The 17419-nt window shown below is 66.3% G+C and carries 20 protein-coding genes and 1 tRNA gene; 5 read left to right on the top strand and 16 right to left on the bottom strand.

The window, feature by feature from the left end; translation table 11 throughout:
• Nucleotides 1-181: 181 nt before the first annotated feature.
• Entirely contained in the window at nucleotides 182-1078 is an 897-nt protein-coding gene (locus AC4AMJ_RS08790; protein WP_489917821.1) for a sigma-70 family RNA polymerase sigma factor, read from the bottom strand.
• A 98-nt stretch (nucleotides 1079-1176) separates the two neighbouring features.
• Between AC4AMJ_RS08790 and AC4AMJ_RS08795 the strand changes: the two genes are divergently transcribed.
• Entirely contained in the window at nucleotides 1177-2061 is an 885-nt protein-coding gene (locus AC4AMJ_RS08795; protein ID WP_489895949.1) for an alpha/beta fold hydrolase, read from the top strand.
• Between the two features lie 39 nt (nucleotides 2062-2100).
• Here the strand turns inward: AC4AMJ_RS08795 and AC4AMJ_RS08800 are convergent, their stop codons facing one another.
• Complete coding sequence (locus AC4AMJ_RS08800) at nucleotides 2101-2598, bottom strand: glucose-6-phosphate dehydrogenase (protein WP_489895950.1); 498 nt, start codon at nucleotides 2596-2598, stop codon at nucleotides 2101-2103.
• Nucleotides 2599-2975: 377 nt separating this feature from the next.
• Here AC4AMJ_RS08800 and AC4AMJ_RS08805 point away from each other — a divergent pair, with 377 nt between their 5' ends.
• The 4 genes from AC4AMJ_RS08805 to ppsA all read left to right on the top strand — a co-directional run bounded on the left by AC4AMJ_RS08805 (nucleotide 2976) and on the right by ppsA (nucleotide 7221).
• Complete coding sequence (locus tag AC4AMJ_RS08805) at nucleotides 2976-3536, top strand: recombinase family protein (RefSeq protein WP_489918401.1); 561 nt, start codon at nucleotides 2976-2978, stop codon at nucleotides 3534-3536.
• A complete protein-coding gene (locus AC4AMJ_RS08810; protein WP_489917822.1) occupies nucleotides 3533-3835 on the top strand; it encodes a hypothetical protein in 303 nt (100 codons plus the stop codon). The genes AC4AMJ_RS08805 and AC4AMJ_RS08810 overlap by 4 nt, the downstream gene beginning before the upstream one ends.
• A 153-nt stretch (nucleotides 3836-3988) precedes the next feature.
• Nucleotides 3989-4828, top strand: a complete 840-nt coding sequence (locus AC4AMJ_RS08815; protein WP_489917823.1) for a pyruvate, water dikinase regulatory protein — start codon at nucleotides 3989-3991, stop codon at nucleotides 4826-4828.
• Between the two features lie 11 nt (nucleotides 4829-4839).
• Nucleotides 4840-7221, top strand: a complete 2382-nt coding sequence (gene ppsA / locus AC4AMJ_RS08820; protein WP_489895967.1) for a phosphoenolpyruvate synthase — start codon at nucleotides 4840-4842, stop codon at nucleotides 7219-7221.
• Between the two features lie 69 nt (nucleotides 7222-7290).
• On the opposite strand, the gene AC4AMJ_RS08825 is transcribed toward ppsA, so the two are convergent.
• The 14 genes from AC4AMJ_RS08825 to AC4AMJ_RS08890 form a co-directional block, all read right to left on the bottom strand.
• A complete protein-coding gene (locus AC4AMJ_RS08825) occupies nucleotides 7291-7713 on the bottom strand; it encodes a nitroreductase family deazaflavin-dependent oxidoreductase (RefSeq protein WP_489895968.1) in 423 nt (140 codons plus the stop codon).
• Between the two features lie 68 nt (nucleotides 7714-7781).
• The gene (locus AC4AMJ_RS08830; protein ID WP_489917824.1) at nucleotides 7782-8117 is read right to left on the bottom strand and encodes a YnfA family protein; all 336 of its coding nucleotides are present in this window, start codon (nucleotides 8115-8117) and stop codon (nucleotides 7782-7784) included.
• 51 nt (nucleotides 8118-8168) lie between these two features.
• Nucleotides 8169-8870, bottom strand: coding sequence for an RES family NAD+ phosphorylase (locus AC4AMJ_RS08835; RefSeq protein ID WP_489917825.1), 702 nt, complete (start codon nucleotides 8868-8870; stop codon nucleotides 8169-8171).
• Nucleotides 8864-9514 carry a helix-turn-helix domain-containing protein gene (locus AC4AMJ_RS08840; protein WP_489917826.1) on the bottom strand — a complete coding sequence of 217 codons (651 nt, stop codon included), beginning with the start codon at nucleotides 9512-9514 and terminating at the stop codon, nucleotides 8864-8866. Before AC4AMJ_RS08840 ends, AC4AMJ_RS08835 begins: the two co-directional genes overlap by 7 nt.
• 549 nt (nucleotides 9515-10063) lie before the next feature.
• Nucleotides 10064-10432, bottom strand: a complete 369-nt coding sequence (locus AC4AMJ_RS08845) for a HepT-like ribonuclease domain-containing protein (RefSeq protein ID WP_489895973.1) — start codon at nucleotides 10430-10432, stop codon at nucleotides 10064-10066.
• Nucleotides 10432-10887, bottom strand: coding sequence for a helix-turn-helix domain-containing protein (locus AC4AMJ_RS08850; protein ID WP_489917827.1), 456 nt, complete (start codon nucleotides 10885-10887; stop codon nucleotides 10432-10434). The genes AC4AMJ_RS08845 and AC4AMJ_RS08850 overlap by 1 nt, the downstream gene beginning before the upstream one ends.
• A 115-nt stretch (nucleotides 10888-11002) precedes the next feature.
• Nucleotides 11003-11076, bottom strand: a tRNA-Pro gene (locus tag AC4AMJ_RS08855).
• A gap of 164 nt (nucleotides 11077-11240) precedes the next feature.
• Nucleotides 11241-11504 (bottom strand): GlsB/YeaQ/YmgE family stress response membrane protein, encoded by a 264-nt coding sequence (locus tag AC4AMJ_RS08860; RefSeq protein WP_489895975.1) that lies wholly within the window; start codon nucleotides 11502-11504, stop codon nucleotides 11241-11243.
• 42 nt (nucleotides 11505-11546) lie between these two features.
• Entirely contained in the window at nucleotides 11547-12989 is a 1443-nt protein-coding gene (gene der, locus AC4AMJ_RS08865) for a ribosome biogenesis GTPase Der (RefSeq protein WP_489917828.1), read from the bottom strand.
• Nucleotides 12986-13714, bottom strand: a complete 729-nt coding sequence (gene cmk, locus AC4AMJ_RS08870; protein WP_489895977.1) for a (d)CMP kinase — start codon at nucleotides 13712-13714, stop codon at nucleotides 12986-12988. The genes der and cmk overlap by 4 nt, the downstream gene beginning before the upstream one ends.
• Nucleotides 13711-14742 carry a pseudouridine synthase gene (locus AC4AMJ_RS08875; protein WP_489895978.1) on the bottom strand — a complete coding sequence of 344 codons (1032 nt, stop codon included), beginning with the start codon at nucleotides 14740-14742 and terminating at the stop codon, nucleotides 13711-13713. The genes cmk and AC4AMJ_RS08875 overlap by 4 nt, the downstream gene beginning before the upstream one ends.
• Before the next feature lie 4 nt (nucleotides 14743-14746).
• Complete coding sequence (scpB, locus tag AC4AMJ_RS08880) at nucleotides 14747-15505, bottom strand: SMC-Scp complex subunit ScpB (RefSeq protein ID WP_489895979.1); 759 nt, start codon at nucleotides 15503-15505, stop codon at nucleotides 14747-14749.
• The gene (locus AC4AMJ_RS08885; RefSeq protein ID WP_489917829.1) at nucleotides 15502-16401 is read right to left on the bottom strand and encodes a segregation and condensation protein A; all 900 of its coding nucleotides are present in this window, start codon (nucleotides 16399-16401) and stop codon (nucleotides 15502-15504) included. Before AC4AMJ_RS08885 ends, scpB begins: the two co-directional genes overlap by 4 nt.
• Nucleotides 16398-17339 carry a ParA family protein gene (locus AC4AMJ_RS08890; RefSeq protein WP_489895981.1) on the bottom strand — a complete coding sequence of 314 codons (942 nt, stop codon included), beginning with the start codon at nucleotides 17337-17339 and terminating at the stop codon, nucleotides 16398-16400. The genes AC4AMJ_RS08885 and AC4AMJ_RS08890 overlap by 4 nt, the downstream gene beginning before the upstream one ends.
• Between the last annotated feature and the right edge of the window lie 80 nt (nucleotides 17340-17419).

The raw sequence follows: 17419 nt of genomic DNA on the forward strand, positions 1-17419 counted from the left end.
CTCCTTTCTCACCAGAGCCAACGGTAACGGCATCGACAGGGGAACCGTGCGGTGTTGGCGCGCTCGGCACGCGAACATCGCGCAGTAGACGAGTTCGGGACCTCGACCACCGGACCCGAAACCATTTCGACATCCTCTGGTCTCGTTTTGCGGGACGAGACCGCCATCGGCGCGCCGCGCCTCAGGGCTGGTTCAAGTGCCGAAGCTTCGCGGGATTTCCGATGCCGTGCACGATGTCGATGCCATCCGGGCCCAAGGTGAAGGCGATCACCACCACAACTCTGCCCCCACTGCGGATCACCACACCGGGTTCACCATTCACCATCGCGACCACGAACTCCAGTCCACGGTTGGACAGCGACCGGATCAACTGCGCGGCGATGGTTGCCGCTCCCCTCAGCTCCGCGACCGGCGCCTCGAAGATGACGCCTCCCGAGTCGAAATCCCCTGCGACTCCAGGCGCCAGGACCGAGACGAGGCCGTCGAGGTCACCATTACCGCACGCCCGCGCGAAACGTTCGCAGAGCTGTCGCGCCTCCTGCGGGTCCGGCACGAATCGGGCACGGCCATCGGCGGCTATCGCCCGGCGGCCACGACTCGCCAACTGCCTTGCGGCATCGGCCGATGTGCCGAGGATCTCGGCTATCGTTGTGAACTCGAGCTGGAAGACGTCATGCAGCAGAAATGCCGTCCGCTGCTCCGGCGTCAATCTCTCCAGGACCACCAGCAGGGCCATGCGAACCGAATCGTCCAGGGTGATCCGGTCCTCGACCGGCAGCGCATCATCGGCGACCACGAGCGGTTCGGGCAGCCACGGACCGACGTAGGCGCGGCGGCTGTGCTCGTGGGCACGCAGCCGGTCCAGCGCCGCGCGCGAGGCCACGGTCGTCAGCCACCCTTTCGGATTCGACAGCGGGCCACGATGTTCCGCGAGCCGAACGTAGGTGTCCTGGGCCACGTCCTCGGCGTCGGACACCGAACCTCCGATCCGGTAGGCGACGTCCCAGACCAGACGGTGGTAGCGGGTCCACCACTCCGCGATGAGATCGGCCGCCAGCGGCTGCGGTGTATCGGTCATGGGTATCAGACGATCGACATGGTCCGGATGTGACGGTTCGTCACATCGGTGATGCTACAGCCGTCTCCTGTGCGCCCGTCCCGCAAGCGAGGAGAGTCATGAGCACCACCGGCCGCCGCATCACCACGGCCCCGATCGAGCGTCCCACCTGGCTGGACCAGACCACCTGGCCGTTCGCGATCCGAACCCACGACACGGGTCGCGGACGGATCGCCTACACCGACGAGGGAATGGGCCCAACGCTTGTCCTTGTCCACTCCGGTACCTGGAGTTTCATCTGGCGCGATTTCATCGGCCGGCTGAGCAGCCGCTTTCGCGTCATCACCTTCGACCCGCCGGCGATGGGTCTGTCCGACGGCGGCGAGGGCGCGGGCATCAGCCAGACCGCGCACGCCCTCGACTCCCTCGTCCGAACGCTCGGGCTCACCGACCTCGTGTTGGTCGCACACGATCTCGGCGGACCTGCCGCCCTCGAGGCGGCGAGCAGCTGGCCGGAGCGGGTCAGCGGTTTCGCCGCGATCAACTGCTTCGGCTGGCGTCCATCAGGATTCGCGTTCCGGGCAATGCTCGGCGTCATGGGCAGCCCGCTCATACGCGAGTCCGACACATGGACAGGCTGGCTCCCCGCAGCGTCGTCGACCGGTTTCGGTGTGGGCCGACATTTCTCCCATACCGACCGACGTGTCTTCCGGATCGGGATGGATCGTCGCGGGCGACGGAGTTTCCACCACAACATGCACTCCGCGCTGCGGCACGACTACGCGGACGTGGATCGCGGACGCGATGCGATCGCCGAGGGACCCATGCTGACCGTTTTCGGTCAGCGCAACGACCCGCTTCGGTTCCAGCCGAAGTGGCGAGCAGTCGGTGAACACGTGGAGCAGGTCGTGGTGCCGGGCGGGTATCACTTCCCGATGTGCGATGAACCGGCCATGGTCGCGCGCGCACTCGTCGGCTGGTTCGACCGCACCGTCGCCGGATGAATCAGCCCGCCCACGTGCTGTCTGACGTCGGCGGCAGCCTCACCCAGCATGTTCAGCAAGGTCCAAGTGCAACGCCTGGTGGGCATCGAGCATGTGCCGCAGACCCGTATCGAGCGGCCACGGATAGGTGAGCTCGTGTCCGAACCGGTCATCGACGGCGGCGACCGATCCCTGCCGAAGGGAGGTGGCATCGACTCGCTCGACGATCGACTCGAACAATTCGATCGGGGTGGCGAGGTAGTACAGCGGCCGGTGCGCGCCGGGTGCGTTCATCCCCGCGGCGTACACCAATCCGTGCGATGTGATGACCAAGCGATCCGCGGCGATCACGACTTCGCCGGAGATCTCGGCTCTCCCCCACTCCACGGCGGCAGCGCGGGCCTCGTCGACCCGTCGTCGGGTGTCGTCGGTCAGCAACTGTTCGACGTGGTCGCGGTCCATCCTCGCCGCAGAGGTGTACTCCGGACCGAAGTGCCGTTGGAGCACCTCGTCGACGAAATCCAGCAGTGGATCGCTCATCGACTGTTCGTCGCTCATGGCGCGCGCCTTTCGTCCGACTCACGCAACTGCCGCTCAGCGTGCCTCCGACACTACGCCGCCTGACCGGGGCCCTCGGCGGAAAATCTGGAACTCCTCAGGCGGATACCTGCACCAGTGCCCTCGGGTCCCGCATCGTCACTCAGAACGGACTGGAGCCAAGCCTGTCTCGTAATACCCGCGTCTCGTATCAGAATCAGACCTGGATACGAGACACAGCGTTGTGTGTGTCGTGCCTTATATATGCGACTCCGCAACGGCGGTCGAAAGGCATTCAGAATCTGTCTCAAAATCAGAGTCGTGGCGCCTCCTGTTTCGCGACATTTTGAGATACAGTGTTCGGCATGAAAGCGGACACGGCGGGCGGATATGCGGGCATGCTGCTCGGCTACGCCCGCGCGGGCGAGGGTGCCCACACGCTCGAATCGCAGTTGGACGCCCTGACCGATACAGGCATCGATCCGAACCGGATCTACAGCGACGAGTTCGTCGCGATCGCGGCCGGGCAGCGCCGTCCGGGGTGGGCAGCCCTGCTCGACTACGCACGGCCCGGCGACACCACCGTCGTCGTCGGCATCGATAGGCTGGGCCGTACCACGCCCGAGGTTCTGGCGTCCGCGCGTGACCTCGCCGATCGTCAGATCGGCCTTCGTTCACTTCGCGAGGGGATCGACACCGACGACCCGGCGGGCGCGATGATCGTCGGGGTACTCGCATCGTTGGCCGAACTCGATGATGAACGCAGCCGCGTTGTTGCCGCCACCTCGCATCCGAACAGTTCGTCCGTCGGCCGACCGCGGGCGCTCGATGACGATCAAGCAGCGCTTGCCGAACGGATGCGTGCCGGTGGTCAGCCGGTGCCGACGATCGCCGCGGCCCTCGGCGTCAGCCGCGCCACCTTGTACCGCACGCTGGCCGAAAGGCGTTCGGTCCATTGACAACAACCGAACCCGATGCACCGGACCTCGACATCGTGACACCTCACGGAGTCGTCACCCGGCTGCCGACATCGTTTCCGATCTTCGACGCCGAACTCGACGGCCACCTCGACCCGGACCTGTTCCAGAAGGGCTTCGAGGACGCCAACGCTGCGCTCGAGTCCTTCCCCTCGACGTGGGCACGGCATCACGCGTCGTCGACCATGGCGTCGGCTCCCGATCCGGATGCCGACGATCCGAGCTATACGCGTGGCTATCGGGCCGCGCTCTACGGGTTTCTGCGCCACTCCAGTGACTGAAGTCCCGTACGCACTGACGCTGTGGGTAGGGCACCGTCCGGATGGACGTGAACGCATGACCAACCCTCGGTTACCCTGACCTGCCCGACAGCCTCCAAACCGCCTGCGCAACGATAGAGGCCACGTGACGCAGGCCCGATAGGACACGACCAGGTGAGTGAGACACACGGCAGCGAGGCAATCCCGGTCTTTTTTCTCTCCGACAGCACCGGTATCAGCGCCGAGACCATGGGTAACGCGCTGCTGCTGCATTTTCCCGATCATCGGTTCGACCGGACGCTGATCCCGTTCATCACCACCCCCGACGACGCACGGGAGGTCGTGCGTACCATCGACGCCACGATGGACCGCGGCATGACACCGCTCGTCTTCGCGACAGCCGCGCTCGACGACGTGCGTATCGAACTGGCAAAGACCCGCGCACCCCTGATCGACTTCTTCGACATGCACATGCAGCAGGTCGAGGCCATCCTCGGGACCCGCGGCGCCCGAACACCCGCTCGACTCCACGGCGTCGGCGACGTCAAGCGGTACAACGCGCGTATGCAGGCCGTCGAGTACGCGATCGAGCATGACGACGGTCAGAGCATTCGCTCGCTGGAGAAGGCCGACGTGATCCTCGTGGCACCATCGCGCTGCGGCAAAACCCCGACGACCATGTATCTCGCGCTGCAGCACGGTCTGCGCGTCGCGAACTACCCCCTGATCGACGACGATTTCACGAGCACGGACCTGCCACGCCCGATCCGGCATCTGGCCGACCGCTGCTTCGGGCTCATGACCAGCGCTGCCCGTCTGAGCGCGGTCCGCACGGAGCGTCGCCCGGACTCGACGTACGCGTCCTTGCGCCAGTGCACCTACGAGCTCAAGCGTGCAGAGGCGCTGTACCGCGCACACGACCTACCGATCATCGACTCGTCCGCGAAATCCGTCGAAGAAATGTCCACACTCATCCTGCAAGTGCTCGCCCGCAGGCCCCACCCCGAGAATTGAGGAGCCGTTTCATGAACAGCAACGTCCGGTGGTTCGCCGACCTCGGCCTCGCCGACCTCGAGCAGGTCGGCGGCAAGAACGCGTCCCTCGGTGAGATGGTTCGCAACTTGACCACCGTGGGGGTCCGGGTGCCCAACGGTTTCGCGACGACAGCCGACGCCTACCGCCGATTCATGACCCAACCCGGTTCAGCCGACACCAGTCTGGCCGCCCGTATCAGTGCGCGTCTCGCCGACCTGGACACCGACGACGTACAGGCGCTGGCCGAGGCAGGCCGAGAGATCCGTGCGGCGGTCATGGATCAGCCGTTCCCCTCAGATCTCGAGGCCGACATCCGGACGGCGTTCGCGGAGCTGTCGGGCGGCTCTGACGAGGCGTCGTTCGCCGTGCGGTCCAGTGCGACCGCGGAGGACCTTCCGGACGCGTCGTTCGCCGGCCAGCAGGAGACATTCCTCAACGTGCGAGGTATCGATGCGATCTTGCAGGCGATGCGGGAGGTCTTCGCATCGTTGTACAACGATCGCGCCATCGCCTACCGGGTTCACCACGACTTCGACCACGACGCCGTAGCCCTCTCGGCGGGCGTGCAGCAGATGGTGCGCTCCGACATCGGCACGTCGGGAGTGATGTTCACCATCGACACCGAGTCAGGTTTCCCGGACGCCGTGTTCGTGACGTCGTCGTACGGTCTCGGTGAGGCAGTCGTGCAGGGTGCGGTGAACCCCGACGAGTTCTACGTCTACAAACCTGCCCTGCGTGCCGGCCGTCCCGCTGTGCTCAAGCGCGGCATCGGGTCGAAGGCGACCAAGATGGTCTACACCACCGACCGCTCGGTCGGCCGAACGACCGAGTTCGTCGACGTCGAGCCTGCCGATCGGCGACTGCTGAGCCTCACGGACGCAGAGGTCGAGGCGCTTGCGCGCCAGGCGCTGTTGATCGAGGAACACTACGGGCGACCGATGGACATCGAGTGGGGTAAGGACGGTGTCGACGGCGAGCTGTACATTCTGCAGGCCCGTCCGGAGACCGTGCAGTCGCGGGCGGCGGTCACCGGCCAGCAGCGCTTCCGGCTGAACGAGACCGGCTCGGTGCTCGTCGAGGGCCGCGCGATCGGTGCACGTATCGGCGCCGGCGCTGTCCGGGTGCTGGAGTCGGTGGAGCAGATGCACGAGTTCCAACCCGGCGAGGTACTCGTCGCCGACATGACCGACCCCGACTGGGAGCCGATCATGAAGCGCGCCAGTGCAATCGTCACCAATCGTGGCGGACGTACCTGTCACGCCGCGATCATCGCCCGTGAGCTCGGCATCCCCGCAGTCGTCGGTTCCGGCGGGGCCACCCGGTCGCTCGAAGCCGGCCGCGAGGTGACCGTCTCGTGCGCCGAGGGCGATACCGGTTACGTGTACGACGGGTTGCTCGACTTCGACGTCACCGAATCGTCGATCGAGGCGATGCCCGAGATCAGCACCAAGATCATGATGAACGTCGGCACCCCTGAGCAGGCGTTCGCGTTCTCGCGCCTACCCAACAGCGGTGTCGGCCTGGCGCGGCTCGAGTTCGTGATCAACCGCCAGATCGGGATTCATCCCAAGGCCCTGCTCGATTTCGACACCCTGGATGGTCCGCTGAAGGAGCAGATCGGTGAGGCGATCGCGGCCTATCCGAGTGCCCGCGAGTTCTTCGTCGACCGGGTGGCCGAAGGGGTCGCGACGATTGCCGCCGCCTTCGCGCCCCACCCGGTGATCGTGCGTATGTCGGACTTCAAGTCCAACGAGTACGCGAAGCTGGTCGGCGGCGACCTCTATGAGCCCGAGGAAGAGAACCCGATGATCGGCTACCGCGGCGCGTCGCGGTATCTGTCCAAGGACTTCGCCGACTGCTTCGCCATGGAATGTGCCGCACTGCGCTACGTCCGCGATGAGATGGGCCTGACCAACGTCAAGATCATGATCCCGTTCGTCCGCACGCTCGCCGAGGCCGAGGGCGTGATCGCGCTGCTCGACTCGCACGGCCTGCGTCGCGGCGAGAACGGACTCGAAGTCATCATGATGTGCGAGGTGCCGTCCAACGCGGTCATCGCCGACGCTTTCCTCGATCACTTCGATGGCTTCTCCATCGGCTCCAACGACATGACGCAGCTGACGCTCGGCCTCGACCGCGATTCCGCGCTCGTCGCCGACTCGTTCGACGAACGCGACCCTGCTGTCAAACACATGCTTGCTGCGGCCATTTCGGCGTGCAAGGCGCGCGGCAAGTACGTGGGGATCTGCGGACAGGGACCAAGCGATCACGTCGATCTCGCCGAGTGGCTGCTCGAGCAGGGCATCGAATCGATGTCGCTGAATCCCGACACCGTGGTCGACACCTGGACACGCTTGGCCAACCTGGGCTGACAGCGAAAACTCCCAACGCAGTTCGTCGTGCGAACTGCGTTGGGAGTCAGGCGTGATGTCGGTGTCAGCTCATTCGAGCACGAAGACCGGGATCAGTCGGTCGGTCTTGGTCTGGTACTCGGCATACGGCGGATAGGCCGCAACGGCCAGGTCCCACCAGTGCTCTCGCTCGGCGCCTTCGACCTCACGTGCGGTGAGCTCTTGCACCGTTGTACCGTCCTGCACCGAGATCTGCGGGTGTGCCTTCACGTTGTGATACCACGACGGATGGCTCGGGTCCCCGCCCTTGGAGGCGACCATCGCGTACTTGCCGTTCTCCTCGACCCGCATCAACGGGACGTAGCGCTTCTTGCCCGACTTCGCCCCGGTGGTGGTGAACAGGACGACCGGGCGGTCCATGATCAGGACGCCATCGGTCGTCCCCTGTTCCAGGATCTTCTCGGTCTGGTCACGGACCCACCCCTCGGGGCTGAGTTCTGGTTGATCGCTCATGCCAGTCGACAACGCCTTCGTGGCGCTCATCATTCCACGGCGTTCTTGGTTGGGGGACGACCGCGAGTTCAGGACGGCCGGGGTGCGTACATGATCACGGCGACCCCGAGCAAGCAGATCGCCGCCCCGGTGATGTCCCATCGGTCGGGGCGGAAACCGTCGAGCGCCATTCCCCACGCCAGGGATCCGGCGACGAAGACACCGCCGTAGGCGGCGAGAATACGGCCGAAATGTGCATCGGGCTGGAGGGTCGCGACAAACCCGTACGCCCCCAAGGCGATGACACCCAGACCTGCCCACAGCCACCCACGATGCTCACGCACTGCCTGCCAGACCAACCAGGCGCCGCCGATCTCGAGCACGGCGGCGAGGACGAAGAGCAGTATCGACTTGGTGACGGTCATGGCGGTTTTCTATCAGGTGTGACGATGCGCTGTGGGTGAAGGTGTGACGGGTCACCGACAGCGCGGACTGCGCTCGACGAGATCGGCACGCATCCCCAGCGACACGGCGGCGTCGACGACCCGCGGCCAGATGGTCGCGGAGTTCAGGGAAAAATCCTGGCCTCGGCCGTCGGCCGCTCGGACCACCTCGACATCGTCGTCGGTGTTCCACAACGCCAGTGCCCTGCCGTTGGAGTGAGCCGCGTGGTAGTAGACACCACGCATAGTTCGGCGCGCGACACGTTGATCCTCATAGATTGCTCGAGCCCATTCCTGGGTACGTGCGCGCGGATAGTCGCCGGTCGCCAGAGAGGGCAGCGCGCCGATACGCATGGCCGCCCCTTCGCCTCGTAGATCGAGCACACTGATCGGCGACGTCGGTTTCACCAGCGCCACGCGGTGATTCGGACAGACCGACGCAGCTGTCAGATCGCCGAAGACCTCGCCGAACGCCGTGGCCAGAGTTCCGGCGACGTACAGGACCGATCGGCCGTCGGGGCATTCCCGGGCGGCGCCCGAACTGGTCGGGATGTGGTGATCGAGTCGGTGAAGCGGACCGAAGGATCGGTGGGCTGCACCGTCCGGCGTGTGCGTGGCCCGATGGTAGATGCGACACCAGTACCACGGATGGGTCGATGCCGGCGCGCGCCAACGCCACGTCCAGGCCCGTCCCCCGGCGATCGGGCGAACCGGTGCTGCAAGCGCCGCTACCACGCCGCCGATGTGCTGGTGGCGGCGATTGCGACGACCTCGTCGACCCGGTTGGATGCGAGGGCCTGGGCGGGCGTCGCGCCGTCGAGGTCGACGTTGGGTTCGCCTGCCCACTCGGTCAGCGACACCACCCCGCCGGGAAACGAGTCCCGTAGTCGTGCCAGCCCGGGCACGAAGCCGTGCGCGCAGCCGGCATTGAACTGCCACAGCGGAAGGCGCCACTCCCGGCCCTTCTTCAGCCCGAGCAGGTCACCCGACTTGATCCGGTCGAGCACGGCCTGTTCGGACACCTCGAGCAGTTCGGCGGCCTCGGCTCGGGTCAGCGAGTGGTCGAGCACCGCCGATCGTGCGGTGAACTGCCGCCGCAGATTCTCCAGCGCCGCCTGTTTGCGTTGTGCCGGTGTCGGGCCCCGTCCCCACAGCGAACTGTCGAGTTCGTCGTCGCCGGTGACACCTCGCAGGAAGCTGTCGCGTGCGGGCTCCGGAACGCTGCGTAGCGCGTCGTCGAGCGCCTCCGTGAAGGCTGTCGATCCTACGATGGCCGTCGGACTCGACGCTGCCCGACCGCGGGGCCGAGCGGACGCGTTCTCGGCCCGCGACGCGCGCTTGGTCGTCGTGCGGCCGTCACCAGCCGTCGTGGTAGCCATGTGCCCATGCTACTGGCCGCCATCTGCAGAGCAAGTAAAACAAGTTACGAAAGTTTGACCAGCGAGGTCTGCCACCACGGCGGCAGACCACCGTCGGCGTCACCATTTCGTATGCGTCAGTAGTTCGATGGGCACCACGAAGGCGATACCGACGTCGAACGGCTCGACTCCCCACTCGCGGAGGGCGCCAACAGCGAGTGACGCCGCCTCCGCGCATGCTCGATGACAACGCGCCCAACAAGGTCACTCGGCCATCGACCGGTTGCGACACGCACCAGCGGCCCACTTCGGGTGGTGGCGATGCCGAGACGACAGACAGGGTGCGAACGTCAAACGTCGTCGTACCCAACAGGACGGACGGGCCTCCGATGCGCGGATACGGCCCGGCACCGACAACGACGACATCACCACGACCTTGGGCCTCGTCGGTTGCCCGGACGAGTAACGATCATTCCCCGGAATCGACGCGATGCGATGAATCCATCCACAGGGGGGCACACCGAGATGGTGCATGCGGTCTCGCGTGTGGCTCGCCGAGCCGGCGGGTGATCACGGGCCGAGTACGTCGTCCTCGATGTATCGGCGCAGCGCTTCGGCATCCACCAGGGCCGTCCACACCTGGTGGTAGTCGAGGTTTCGATACCGGTGCGCGACGATGATTCGGATGCCCACGATCAGACTCCAGGGCTGTCCGTCGAACTCGTCACGGAACTCCTGCGGTAGATGAGCCGCGGTGTCCCCGATGCGGCCGAGTACCGCCTCGGCGATTCGCTGCTGACGCCATTCCGACAGCAGCATCGACTTACCGTCGGCCACCAGTTGCTCTGCCTCGCGGCAGTATTCGATGAGGTCGTCGAGTCGGTCGAGGATCCGCTCCCCGTAGCGCTCCACGATGGTGCGACGGTTCCCTGCCCCCATCAGAGCGGCACGGCATCCGCAAGCACACGCCGGGAGAACCGATTGCCGGTGAGCGCGCCGTCGCTCACCACGTCCACATCGATCCCGAGGAGTTCACGCAGTTCCGCGACGAGAATCCCCACCTCGCCGATATGGGTGTCAGGCAGAAAGCTCACGAGCAAATCGAGGTCGCCGTCGCCGGTGTCCGCCCCCCGCGCAACCGAACCGAAAACCCGCACGTTCGAGCCGCGGTGAAGGGCCACCAGGTCGAGGATCTCGTCGCGATGCCGGTCGAGAAGGATCGACGGGCGCACTTTCGTCGCCGCCTCCACACGGGCGGCGACCTCGGGGGTGATCGTTCGCCGCCCACGTTCATAGGCGGAGATGTGCGGCTGGGCGATACCGCTCACAGCCGCCAACTGCGCCTGCGTCATCCCCGCACGCCGACGGAGACGACTGATGTCCGCACCCTCCATATCCGCACCATATACCAGAATTGGTATCTGCTCCGTGGTTGGCGTGGGAGACAGAATCGATAGGCGCCCACAACAACAAAAGTCCCGGAACCTCGAGGTTCCGGGACCAGTTCTGTCGGGCTGACAGGATTTGAACCTGCGACCACTTGACCCCCAGTCAAGTGCGCTACCAAACTGCGCCACAGCCCGTTGCCCCTCGAAAAGGGGCGCTGATGACATTAGCCGACGAGCACCACTTCTATCCAATCGCCTGGTCAGGCGCCTCTTGGATGCCCGCCCAACGCATCTACAACGCCTGTGGCCAGATACACGTCGCGCGGCGCTTGTATCTGGCCACAGGCATTGTGAACGGATCAGTTCGCCGTGGAACGGCTCTTGAAGTACATCCAGCCGGCGGTGATCAGGATCGCGCCCACGATCGAGCCGATGATGCCACTGGCCCGAAAGTTCAGACCGTCACCCGAGAGCAGGCTGATGAGTAGGCCGCCGACGAACGAACCGATGAGTCCCGCGACAATCGCCAGCCCCCAGTCGATCCCCTTGGCTCCCCTACCGAGGATGAGTTGCGCACCCGCGCCGATCAGCATTCCGAACAGGATGATTCCGATGATGAGCACGAGTGGCAGTATCGCACGGCCGGCGGCCACCGCCGCGGAAGGTCACCGTTTGCGGCGCTGCTCCCGTTTGTCGCGGACGCGGACGTTGACCCGCACCGGCGAGCCGTCGAAATTGAACTCCTCGCGGAGTCGACGCTCGAGGAAACGACGGTAGCCTGCCTCGAGGAAGCCGGTGGTGAACAACACGAACGTGGGCGGTCGTGTCGCGGCCTGGGTGGCGAACATGACCCTCGGCTGCCGCCCACCACGCAGCGGCGGTGGTGTCGCGGCGATGACCTCTTTGAGCCAGTTGTTGAGCCGGCCGGTGCCGATCCGTTTGTCCCACGACTCCAACGCGCCGTCGAGCGCCGGGACCAGCTTCTGCACGGAACGTCCGGTGCTCGCCGAGATGTTCACCCGGCGCGCCCACGGGACACGCGCGAGCTCCCGGTCGATCTCCTTGTCGAGCTGATAACGCCGGTCCTCGTCGACCAGGTCCCACTTGTTGAAGGCGATGACGAGCGCCCGCCCGCTGTCCACCACCATCGACAGCACCCGCAGATCCTGCTCGGTGATCGGCTCGGACGCATCGATCAGCAGGATCGCGACCTCGGCCGCGTCCAGCGCCGCCCGGGTCCGCAACGAGGCGTAGTACTCATGTCCGCTGGCCGTGCGCACCTTCCGGCGCAAGCCGGCGGTGTCCACGAACTGCCAGGTCTCGCCGCCGATCTCGATGAGTTCGTCGACCGGGTCGACGGTGGTGCCGGCCACGTTGTCGACGACGGAGCGTTCCGACCCGGCGAGCTTGTTCAGCAAGGAGCTCTTGCCGACATTCGGTTTCCCGACCAACGCGACCCGACGAGGCCCGCCGAGCGACGGCGCCTCGCGTGGCGTCTCCGGCAGCACCTCGAGGATCACGTCGAGCAGGTCACCCGCCCCACGTCCGTGCGCCGCCGACACCGGGTACGGCTCACCGAGTCCCAGCGACCACAGGGAAGCGACGTCGGCTTCCGCCCGCTCGCTGTCGATCTTGTTGGCCACCAGGATGACCGGAGTCTTCGACCGGCGCAGCACCCGGCCAACGGCCTCGTCGGTCGTGGTGGCGCCGACGGTCCCGTCGACCACCAGAACGATCGCGTCCGCGGTCCGCATGGCGAGTTCGGCCTGGTTCGCGACGGCCTGCTGCAGCCCCTTGGCGTCGGGTTCCCATCCGCCGGTGTCGACGACCGTGAATCGCCTGCCCGACCAGCTCGCGGCATAGGAGACACGATCTCGCGTAACCCCGGGAATGTCCTCGACGACGGCCTCGCGACGGCCGAGGATCCGGTTGACCAACGTCGACTTGCCGACGTTGGGCCGTCCCACGATGGCGACGACGGGTACCGGCGTGGCATCGATCGGTTGGCCGTCGACGTCGAAATCGGTGAGCTGCCAATCGGCTTCGTCCGACCATGTCCCGTCGCCGGGAAGGGCGAGCTCCTCCCCCACTCCACTGTGTTCGGTCACGACTGCACTCCGATCCGGTCGCGGACCAGGCCATCGAGGGTGTCGACGACCTGGTCGAGGGTCAGGTCACTGGTGTCGACGATGACGGCGTCGCCGGCGGGACGCAGCGGCGACACCGTCCGCGTCGAGTCGAGGTGGTCGCGACGGTTCACGCTCTGCAGAACCTCGTCGTAGTCACTCGGCCGCCCGGCGGCCAGGTTCTGCCTGTGCCTGCGGGTTGCGCGGGCCTCCGGGGTCGCCGTGAGGAACACCTTGAGGTCGGCGTCGGGGAACACGACGGTCCCGATGTCACGACCCTCGACGACGACAAACGAGCCCTGCGCCTCGCGGCGTTGCACCGCAACGAGTTTGGTGCGGACGGCGGGAACGGCCGAGACCGCGGAGACCGCGTTGGTCACCGCGTCGGTCCGGATGGCGACTGACACGTCGACGTCGTCGAGGTAGCTGGTGCAGCCGTCGACCCCGATGTCGAGCCGGATGTCGGCACGTCCGACCACCTCCGCGATCGACGGGGTGTCCTGCAGCGACACACCGGCATTCAGCACGGCGAGCGTTGCCGCCCGATACATGGCGCCGGTGTCGAGGAACCGAGCGCCGACCCGATCGGCGAGCACCTTGGACACCGTCGACTTGCCGGTACCTGCTGGGCCGTCGATGGCGATCACGCGGGTGGTCGACGAATCGCCTTCGCCCACAAATCCTGTGCGTGCAGCGTCTTCGCTCACAAGCCGACCGCCTTGTACAGCGCGCCGATCTCGTCGCGACCCAGCACCCGGAGGCTGCCGGGCCGTTGCTCGCCCAGTGCGACCACACCGACATGCGTCCGCACCAGAGCGGTCACCGGAAAGCCGACCTCTTCCATCATGCGACGCACGATCCGGTTCCGGCCTTCATGGAGCGTGATGCGCACCAGCGACTGTCCGTCATGGACTTCGACCGGGCTGAAGGAATCAACCGTGACCGGCCCGTCCTCGAGTTCGACACCGGACTTCAGCACACGTCCCAGCGACCGCGGCACCTCACCCTTCAGCGTGGCCAGATAGGTCTTCGGTACCTCATAGGAGGGATGCATCAACCGGTGAGCGAGCTCACCATCGTTGGTCAGCAGCAACAGGCCCTCGGTGTCGGCATCGAGGCGACCCACATGGAACAGTCGCTGCCCGGCCATGACACGTTCGGCGACGATGTCGCCGACACAGGGCCGCCCCTGATCGTCGGACATGGTCGACTGCCAGCCCCTGGGTTTGTTGAGGGCCAGGTACTGCTTGTCCTCGTCGATGATCACTCGGGCCCCGTCCACGCGGATGACCGCGGTGTCCGGATTGATGCGCATGCCCTGTTCGGTGACGATCTCACCGTCCACCTCGACGCGACCGGCCGCGATGAGCTCCTCCGCACCACGCCGTGACGCCACCCCGGCGGCGGCCAGCACCTTCTGCAGGCGCACGCCGTCGGCGACGTAGGTGGCACCCGACTCGGCGGACTCGGAATCGGAGTGCTGGTGGCGGGCCGGCTTGGCATTGTTGAGCCGGACCTTGCCCGAGCGGACATCGGGTTTCGACGAGCCCTTCCGATGGGTCTTCTTCGTCGAACCGCCGGTGACCTGCGGGTTTCGTTTGCCCGCGCCCTTCGGCGCAGCGCGGTTGGACCCGGTCGTCTTTCCCCCGGTCTTCGGTGTGTTCTTGCGGGTCCCCTGTGCGCGCGCCGGCTTCTTGCGCGGGCCCGGTGTGCCGTCTCGGCTAGCGGATGCCATGTCATCAGTCCTGATCGTCTGTGTCCGGGGTGGGCGCCGACGTGTCGTCGGCCGCCGCTCCGGACGAAATGTTCTCTGACGAGTCTGACCGGTGAGCACCGAGTTTGGCGAATCGCGGGTCGAGCGACATCTCCTCGTGGAGGTCGTCGATGACGTCGACGTCCGGTAACAGCGGCGCCAGATCGGGCAATTCGGTCAGTGAGGCGAGGCCGAGACGCTCGAGAAACATCTCGGTGGTGCCGTAGGTGGTGGCGGTGGTCTGAGGGTCGGTCCCGACCTCGTTGATGAGACCGCGGGCGACCAACGTCCGGATCACACCGTCGACGTTGACCCCGCGGATGGCACTGACACGCGCCCTGGTCACCGGTTGCCGGTAGGCGATCACAGCGAGGGTTTCCAGCGCGGCACGGGTGAGTTTGGATCGGGCGCCGTCGAGCAGCAACCGCTCGACGTACGGGGCGTACTCGGCTCGGGAGTAGTAGCGCCAGCCATCGCCCGCGAACCGCAGGTCGATACCGCTGTTCGCGGCGGTGAGTTCGTCGGCCATCCGGTTGAGCATCGTGCGGACCCGAACCACGTCCTGCTCGACCGCGGTCGCGAGCTCGTCGCTGGTCACCGGGGTATCGACCACCAAGAGCACCGCCTCGAGCGCCGATCGGAGTCGGGCGTCGTCGATGGTGAGCTCGTCGTCGATGTCCAGGGCGGACTGCCCACCCCCGGTCTGGTCGCCCACGTCCGCGACGGCGCCGCCGTCCTCGGTCATCCGTACTCCTCCGCTTTGTCCATGGCCAGGTCGTCCACCGAACGGTCGCCGGTCCAGCTGACCCGCAGATCACCCAGCGCCTCCGGCTGTTCGAACGCGACCGCCTGCTCTCGGTACAGCTCCAACAGTCCCAGAAAGCTGCCCACCAGCTCGAGCCCGCTCTCACAATCGGCCACCAACTGGTGGAAGGTCAGCCAGGAACCCGGGCTGGCGGTCAGCAACTCGGCCATCCGTCGGGCCTGCGCGGGCACCGACACGCTGTGCACGTCGTGAAGGTGATCCAGGCCGACCGTGGGCGTCGGCCGGGGCGTCAGCGCGGTCGCTGCGACCTGCGCAAATCCTGCCGCATCCACGCCGAGCGTCACTTCGGGAAGAAGCTCCTCGAATTGCTTCTCCAGCGAGACCGCACGCGGATAGCGCTGTAGCGCAGCCGCTTCCAGCTCTCCGAACAATGCCGCCACCTGTTTGTAGGCGCGATACTGCAGGAGCCGGGCGAACAGCAGATCGCGCGCCTCGAGCAGTGCGAGGTCCTCGGGGTCGTCGACCTCCCCCGACGGCAGCAGGCGCGCCGCCTTCAAGTCGAGCAGGGTGGCCGCGACCACCAGGAACTCGGTGGTCTGCTCCAGTCCCATCTCCGGTCCGAGTTCGCGCGTGTAAGCGATGAAATCATCGGTGACCTCGTGCAGTGCCACCTCGGTGACGTCCAACCGATGCCTGCTGATCAGGTCGAGCAGCAGGTCGAACGGTCCTTCGAAATTGCGCAGCCGAACCTGGAAGCCGACGGGCTTGTCCTCCGAGGATCCGGCGTCGGACGCCGACTCGGCCTCGGCTCTCACCGCAGGAGGCGGCCCCGTGTCGAGCACCAGGTCGTCACCGCCGGCGGCGCGGTCGGTCATGCCGAGGGTGCATCGCGGGCGATGACCTCGCGGGCCAGCGCCCGGTAGGCCTTCGCACCCGCGGACTTCGGCGCCCAGGAAGTGATCGGTTCCCCGGCGACACTCGTCTCCGGGAATCGGACGGTACGGCTGATCACCGTGTCGTAGACCGCGTCCCCGAACACCTCGACCACCCGTTGCATCACCTCACGGGAATGCAATGTGCGGGCGTCGAACATCGTGACGAGGATGCCACCGAGCGACAGCCGCGGGTTCAGTCGGTCGCGGACCTTGTCGATGGTGTCGGTGAGCAGCGCCAGTCCACGGAGGCTGAAGTACTCGCATTCCATCGGGATCACAACGGTGTCCGCGCAGGCCAGCGCATTCACGGTCAGCAGGCCCAACGATGGCTGGCAGTCGATCAGCACGAAGTCATAGCGGTCGATGACCGGATGCAGGGCGCGGGCCAGCGACTGTTCCCGGCCCACCTCCGTGACGAGCTGGATCTCGGCGGCCGAGAGATCGATGTTGCTGGGCAGCAGGTCCAGTCCGTCGACGCGCGTGCGCATCAGTACGTCATCGGTCGACGCCTGCGGCGGAACCAGCAGGTTGTAGACGGTCTGGTCCAACTCGTGATGCGGAACGCCCAGTCCCGCCGACAACGCACCCTGGGGATCGAGGTCGACGAGCAGCACCCGCCGCCCACACTCGGCCAGCGCCGCACCCAGGTTGATGGTCGACGTCGTCTTGCCGACGCCACCTTTCTGATTACAGACCGCGACGACCGTGGCCGGGCCATGCCGATCGAGCGGCCGGGGTTCAGGGATATCGCGGTACGGACGGCCGGTGGGGCCGATCTCGTTCTCGTGCTCGGTGTCCTCGTCCGCGTCATGTGACGTCGAGACCGGGATCCGGTACTGCGCGTCGGCGGCAGACCGCGGTGCCCCCGGGGTGCTCACGTGTCCGCCGCTCCTCTCCGTCGTGTGAATCGTCGACCGATGCTGATGATCCCGACCGCGAAACGCTGGTCCCAGCCTAG

The sequence above is a fragment of the Gordonia sp. LMA484 genome, from assembly GCF_058129505.1.

What these genes read in the sequence shown, in the direction of transcription:
- AC4AMJ_RS08800 (WP_489895950.1), bottom strand. Translation starts at nt 2,598, where the DNA reads ATGAGCGACGAACAGTCGATGAGCGATCCACTGCTGGATTTCGTCGAC.
- ppsA (WP_489895967.1), top strand. Translation starts at nt 4,840, where the DNA reads ATGAACAGCAACGTCCGGTGGTTCGCCGACCTCGGCCTCGCCGACCTC.
- AC4AMJ_RS08830 (WP_489917824.1), bottom strand. Translation starts at nt 8,117, where the DNA reads ATGACCGTCACCAAGTCGATACTGCTCTTCGTCCTCGCCGCCGTGCTC.
- AC4AMJ_RS08795 (WP_489895949.1), top strand. Translation starts at nt 1,177, where the DNA reads ATGAGCACCACCGGCCGCCGCATCACCACGGCCCCGATCGAGCGTCCC.
- AC4AMJ_RS08825 (WP_489895968.1), bottom strand. Translation starts at nt 7,713, where the DNA reads ATGAGCGATCAACCAGAACTCAGCCCCGAGGGGTGGGTCCGTGACCAG.
- scpB (WP_489895979.1), bottom strand. Translation starts at nt 15,505, where the DNA reads ATGACCGAGGACGGCGGCGCCGTCGCGGACGTGGGCGACCAGACCGGG.
- AC4AMJ_RS08840 (WP_489917826.1), bottom strand. Translation starts at nt 9,514, where the DNA reads ATGGCTACCACGACGGCTGGTGACGGCCGCACGACGACCAAGCGCGCG.
- AC4AMJ_RS08790 (WP_489917821.1), bottom strand. Translation starts at nt 1,078, where the DNA reads ATGACCGATACACCGCAGCCGCTGGCGGCCGATCTCATCGCGGAGTGG.
- AC4AMJ_RS08875 (WP_489895978.1), bottom strand. Translation starts at nt 14,742, where the DNA reads ATGGCATCCGCTAGCCGAGACGGCACACCGGGCCCGCGCAAGAAGCCG.
- AC4AMJ_RS08850 (WP_489917827.1), bottom strand. Translation starts at nt 10,887, where the DNA reads ATGGAGGGTGCGGACATCAGTCGTCTCCGTCGGCGTGCGGGGATGACG.
- AC4AMJ_RS08805 (WP_489918401.1), top strand. Translation starts at nt 2,976, where the DNA reads ATGCTGCTCGGCTACGCCCGCGCGGGCGAGGGTGCCCACACGCTCGAA.
- AC4AMJ_RS08885 (WP_489917829.1), bottom strand. Translation starts at nt 16,401, where the DNA reads ATGACCGACCGCGCCGCCGGCGGTGACGACCTGGTGCTCGACACGGGG.
- AC4AMJ_RS08845 (WP_489895973.1), bottom strand. Translation starts at nt 10,432, where the DNA reads ATGGGGGCAGGGAACCGTCGCACCATCGTGGAGCGCTACGGGGAGCGG.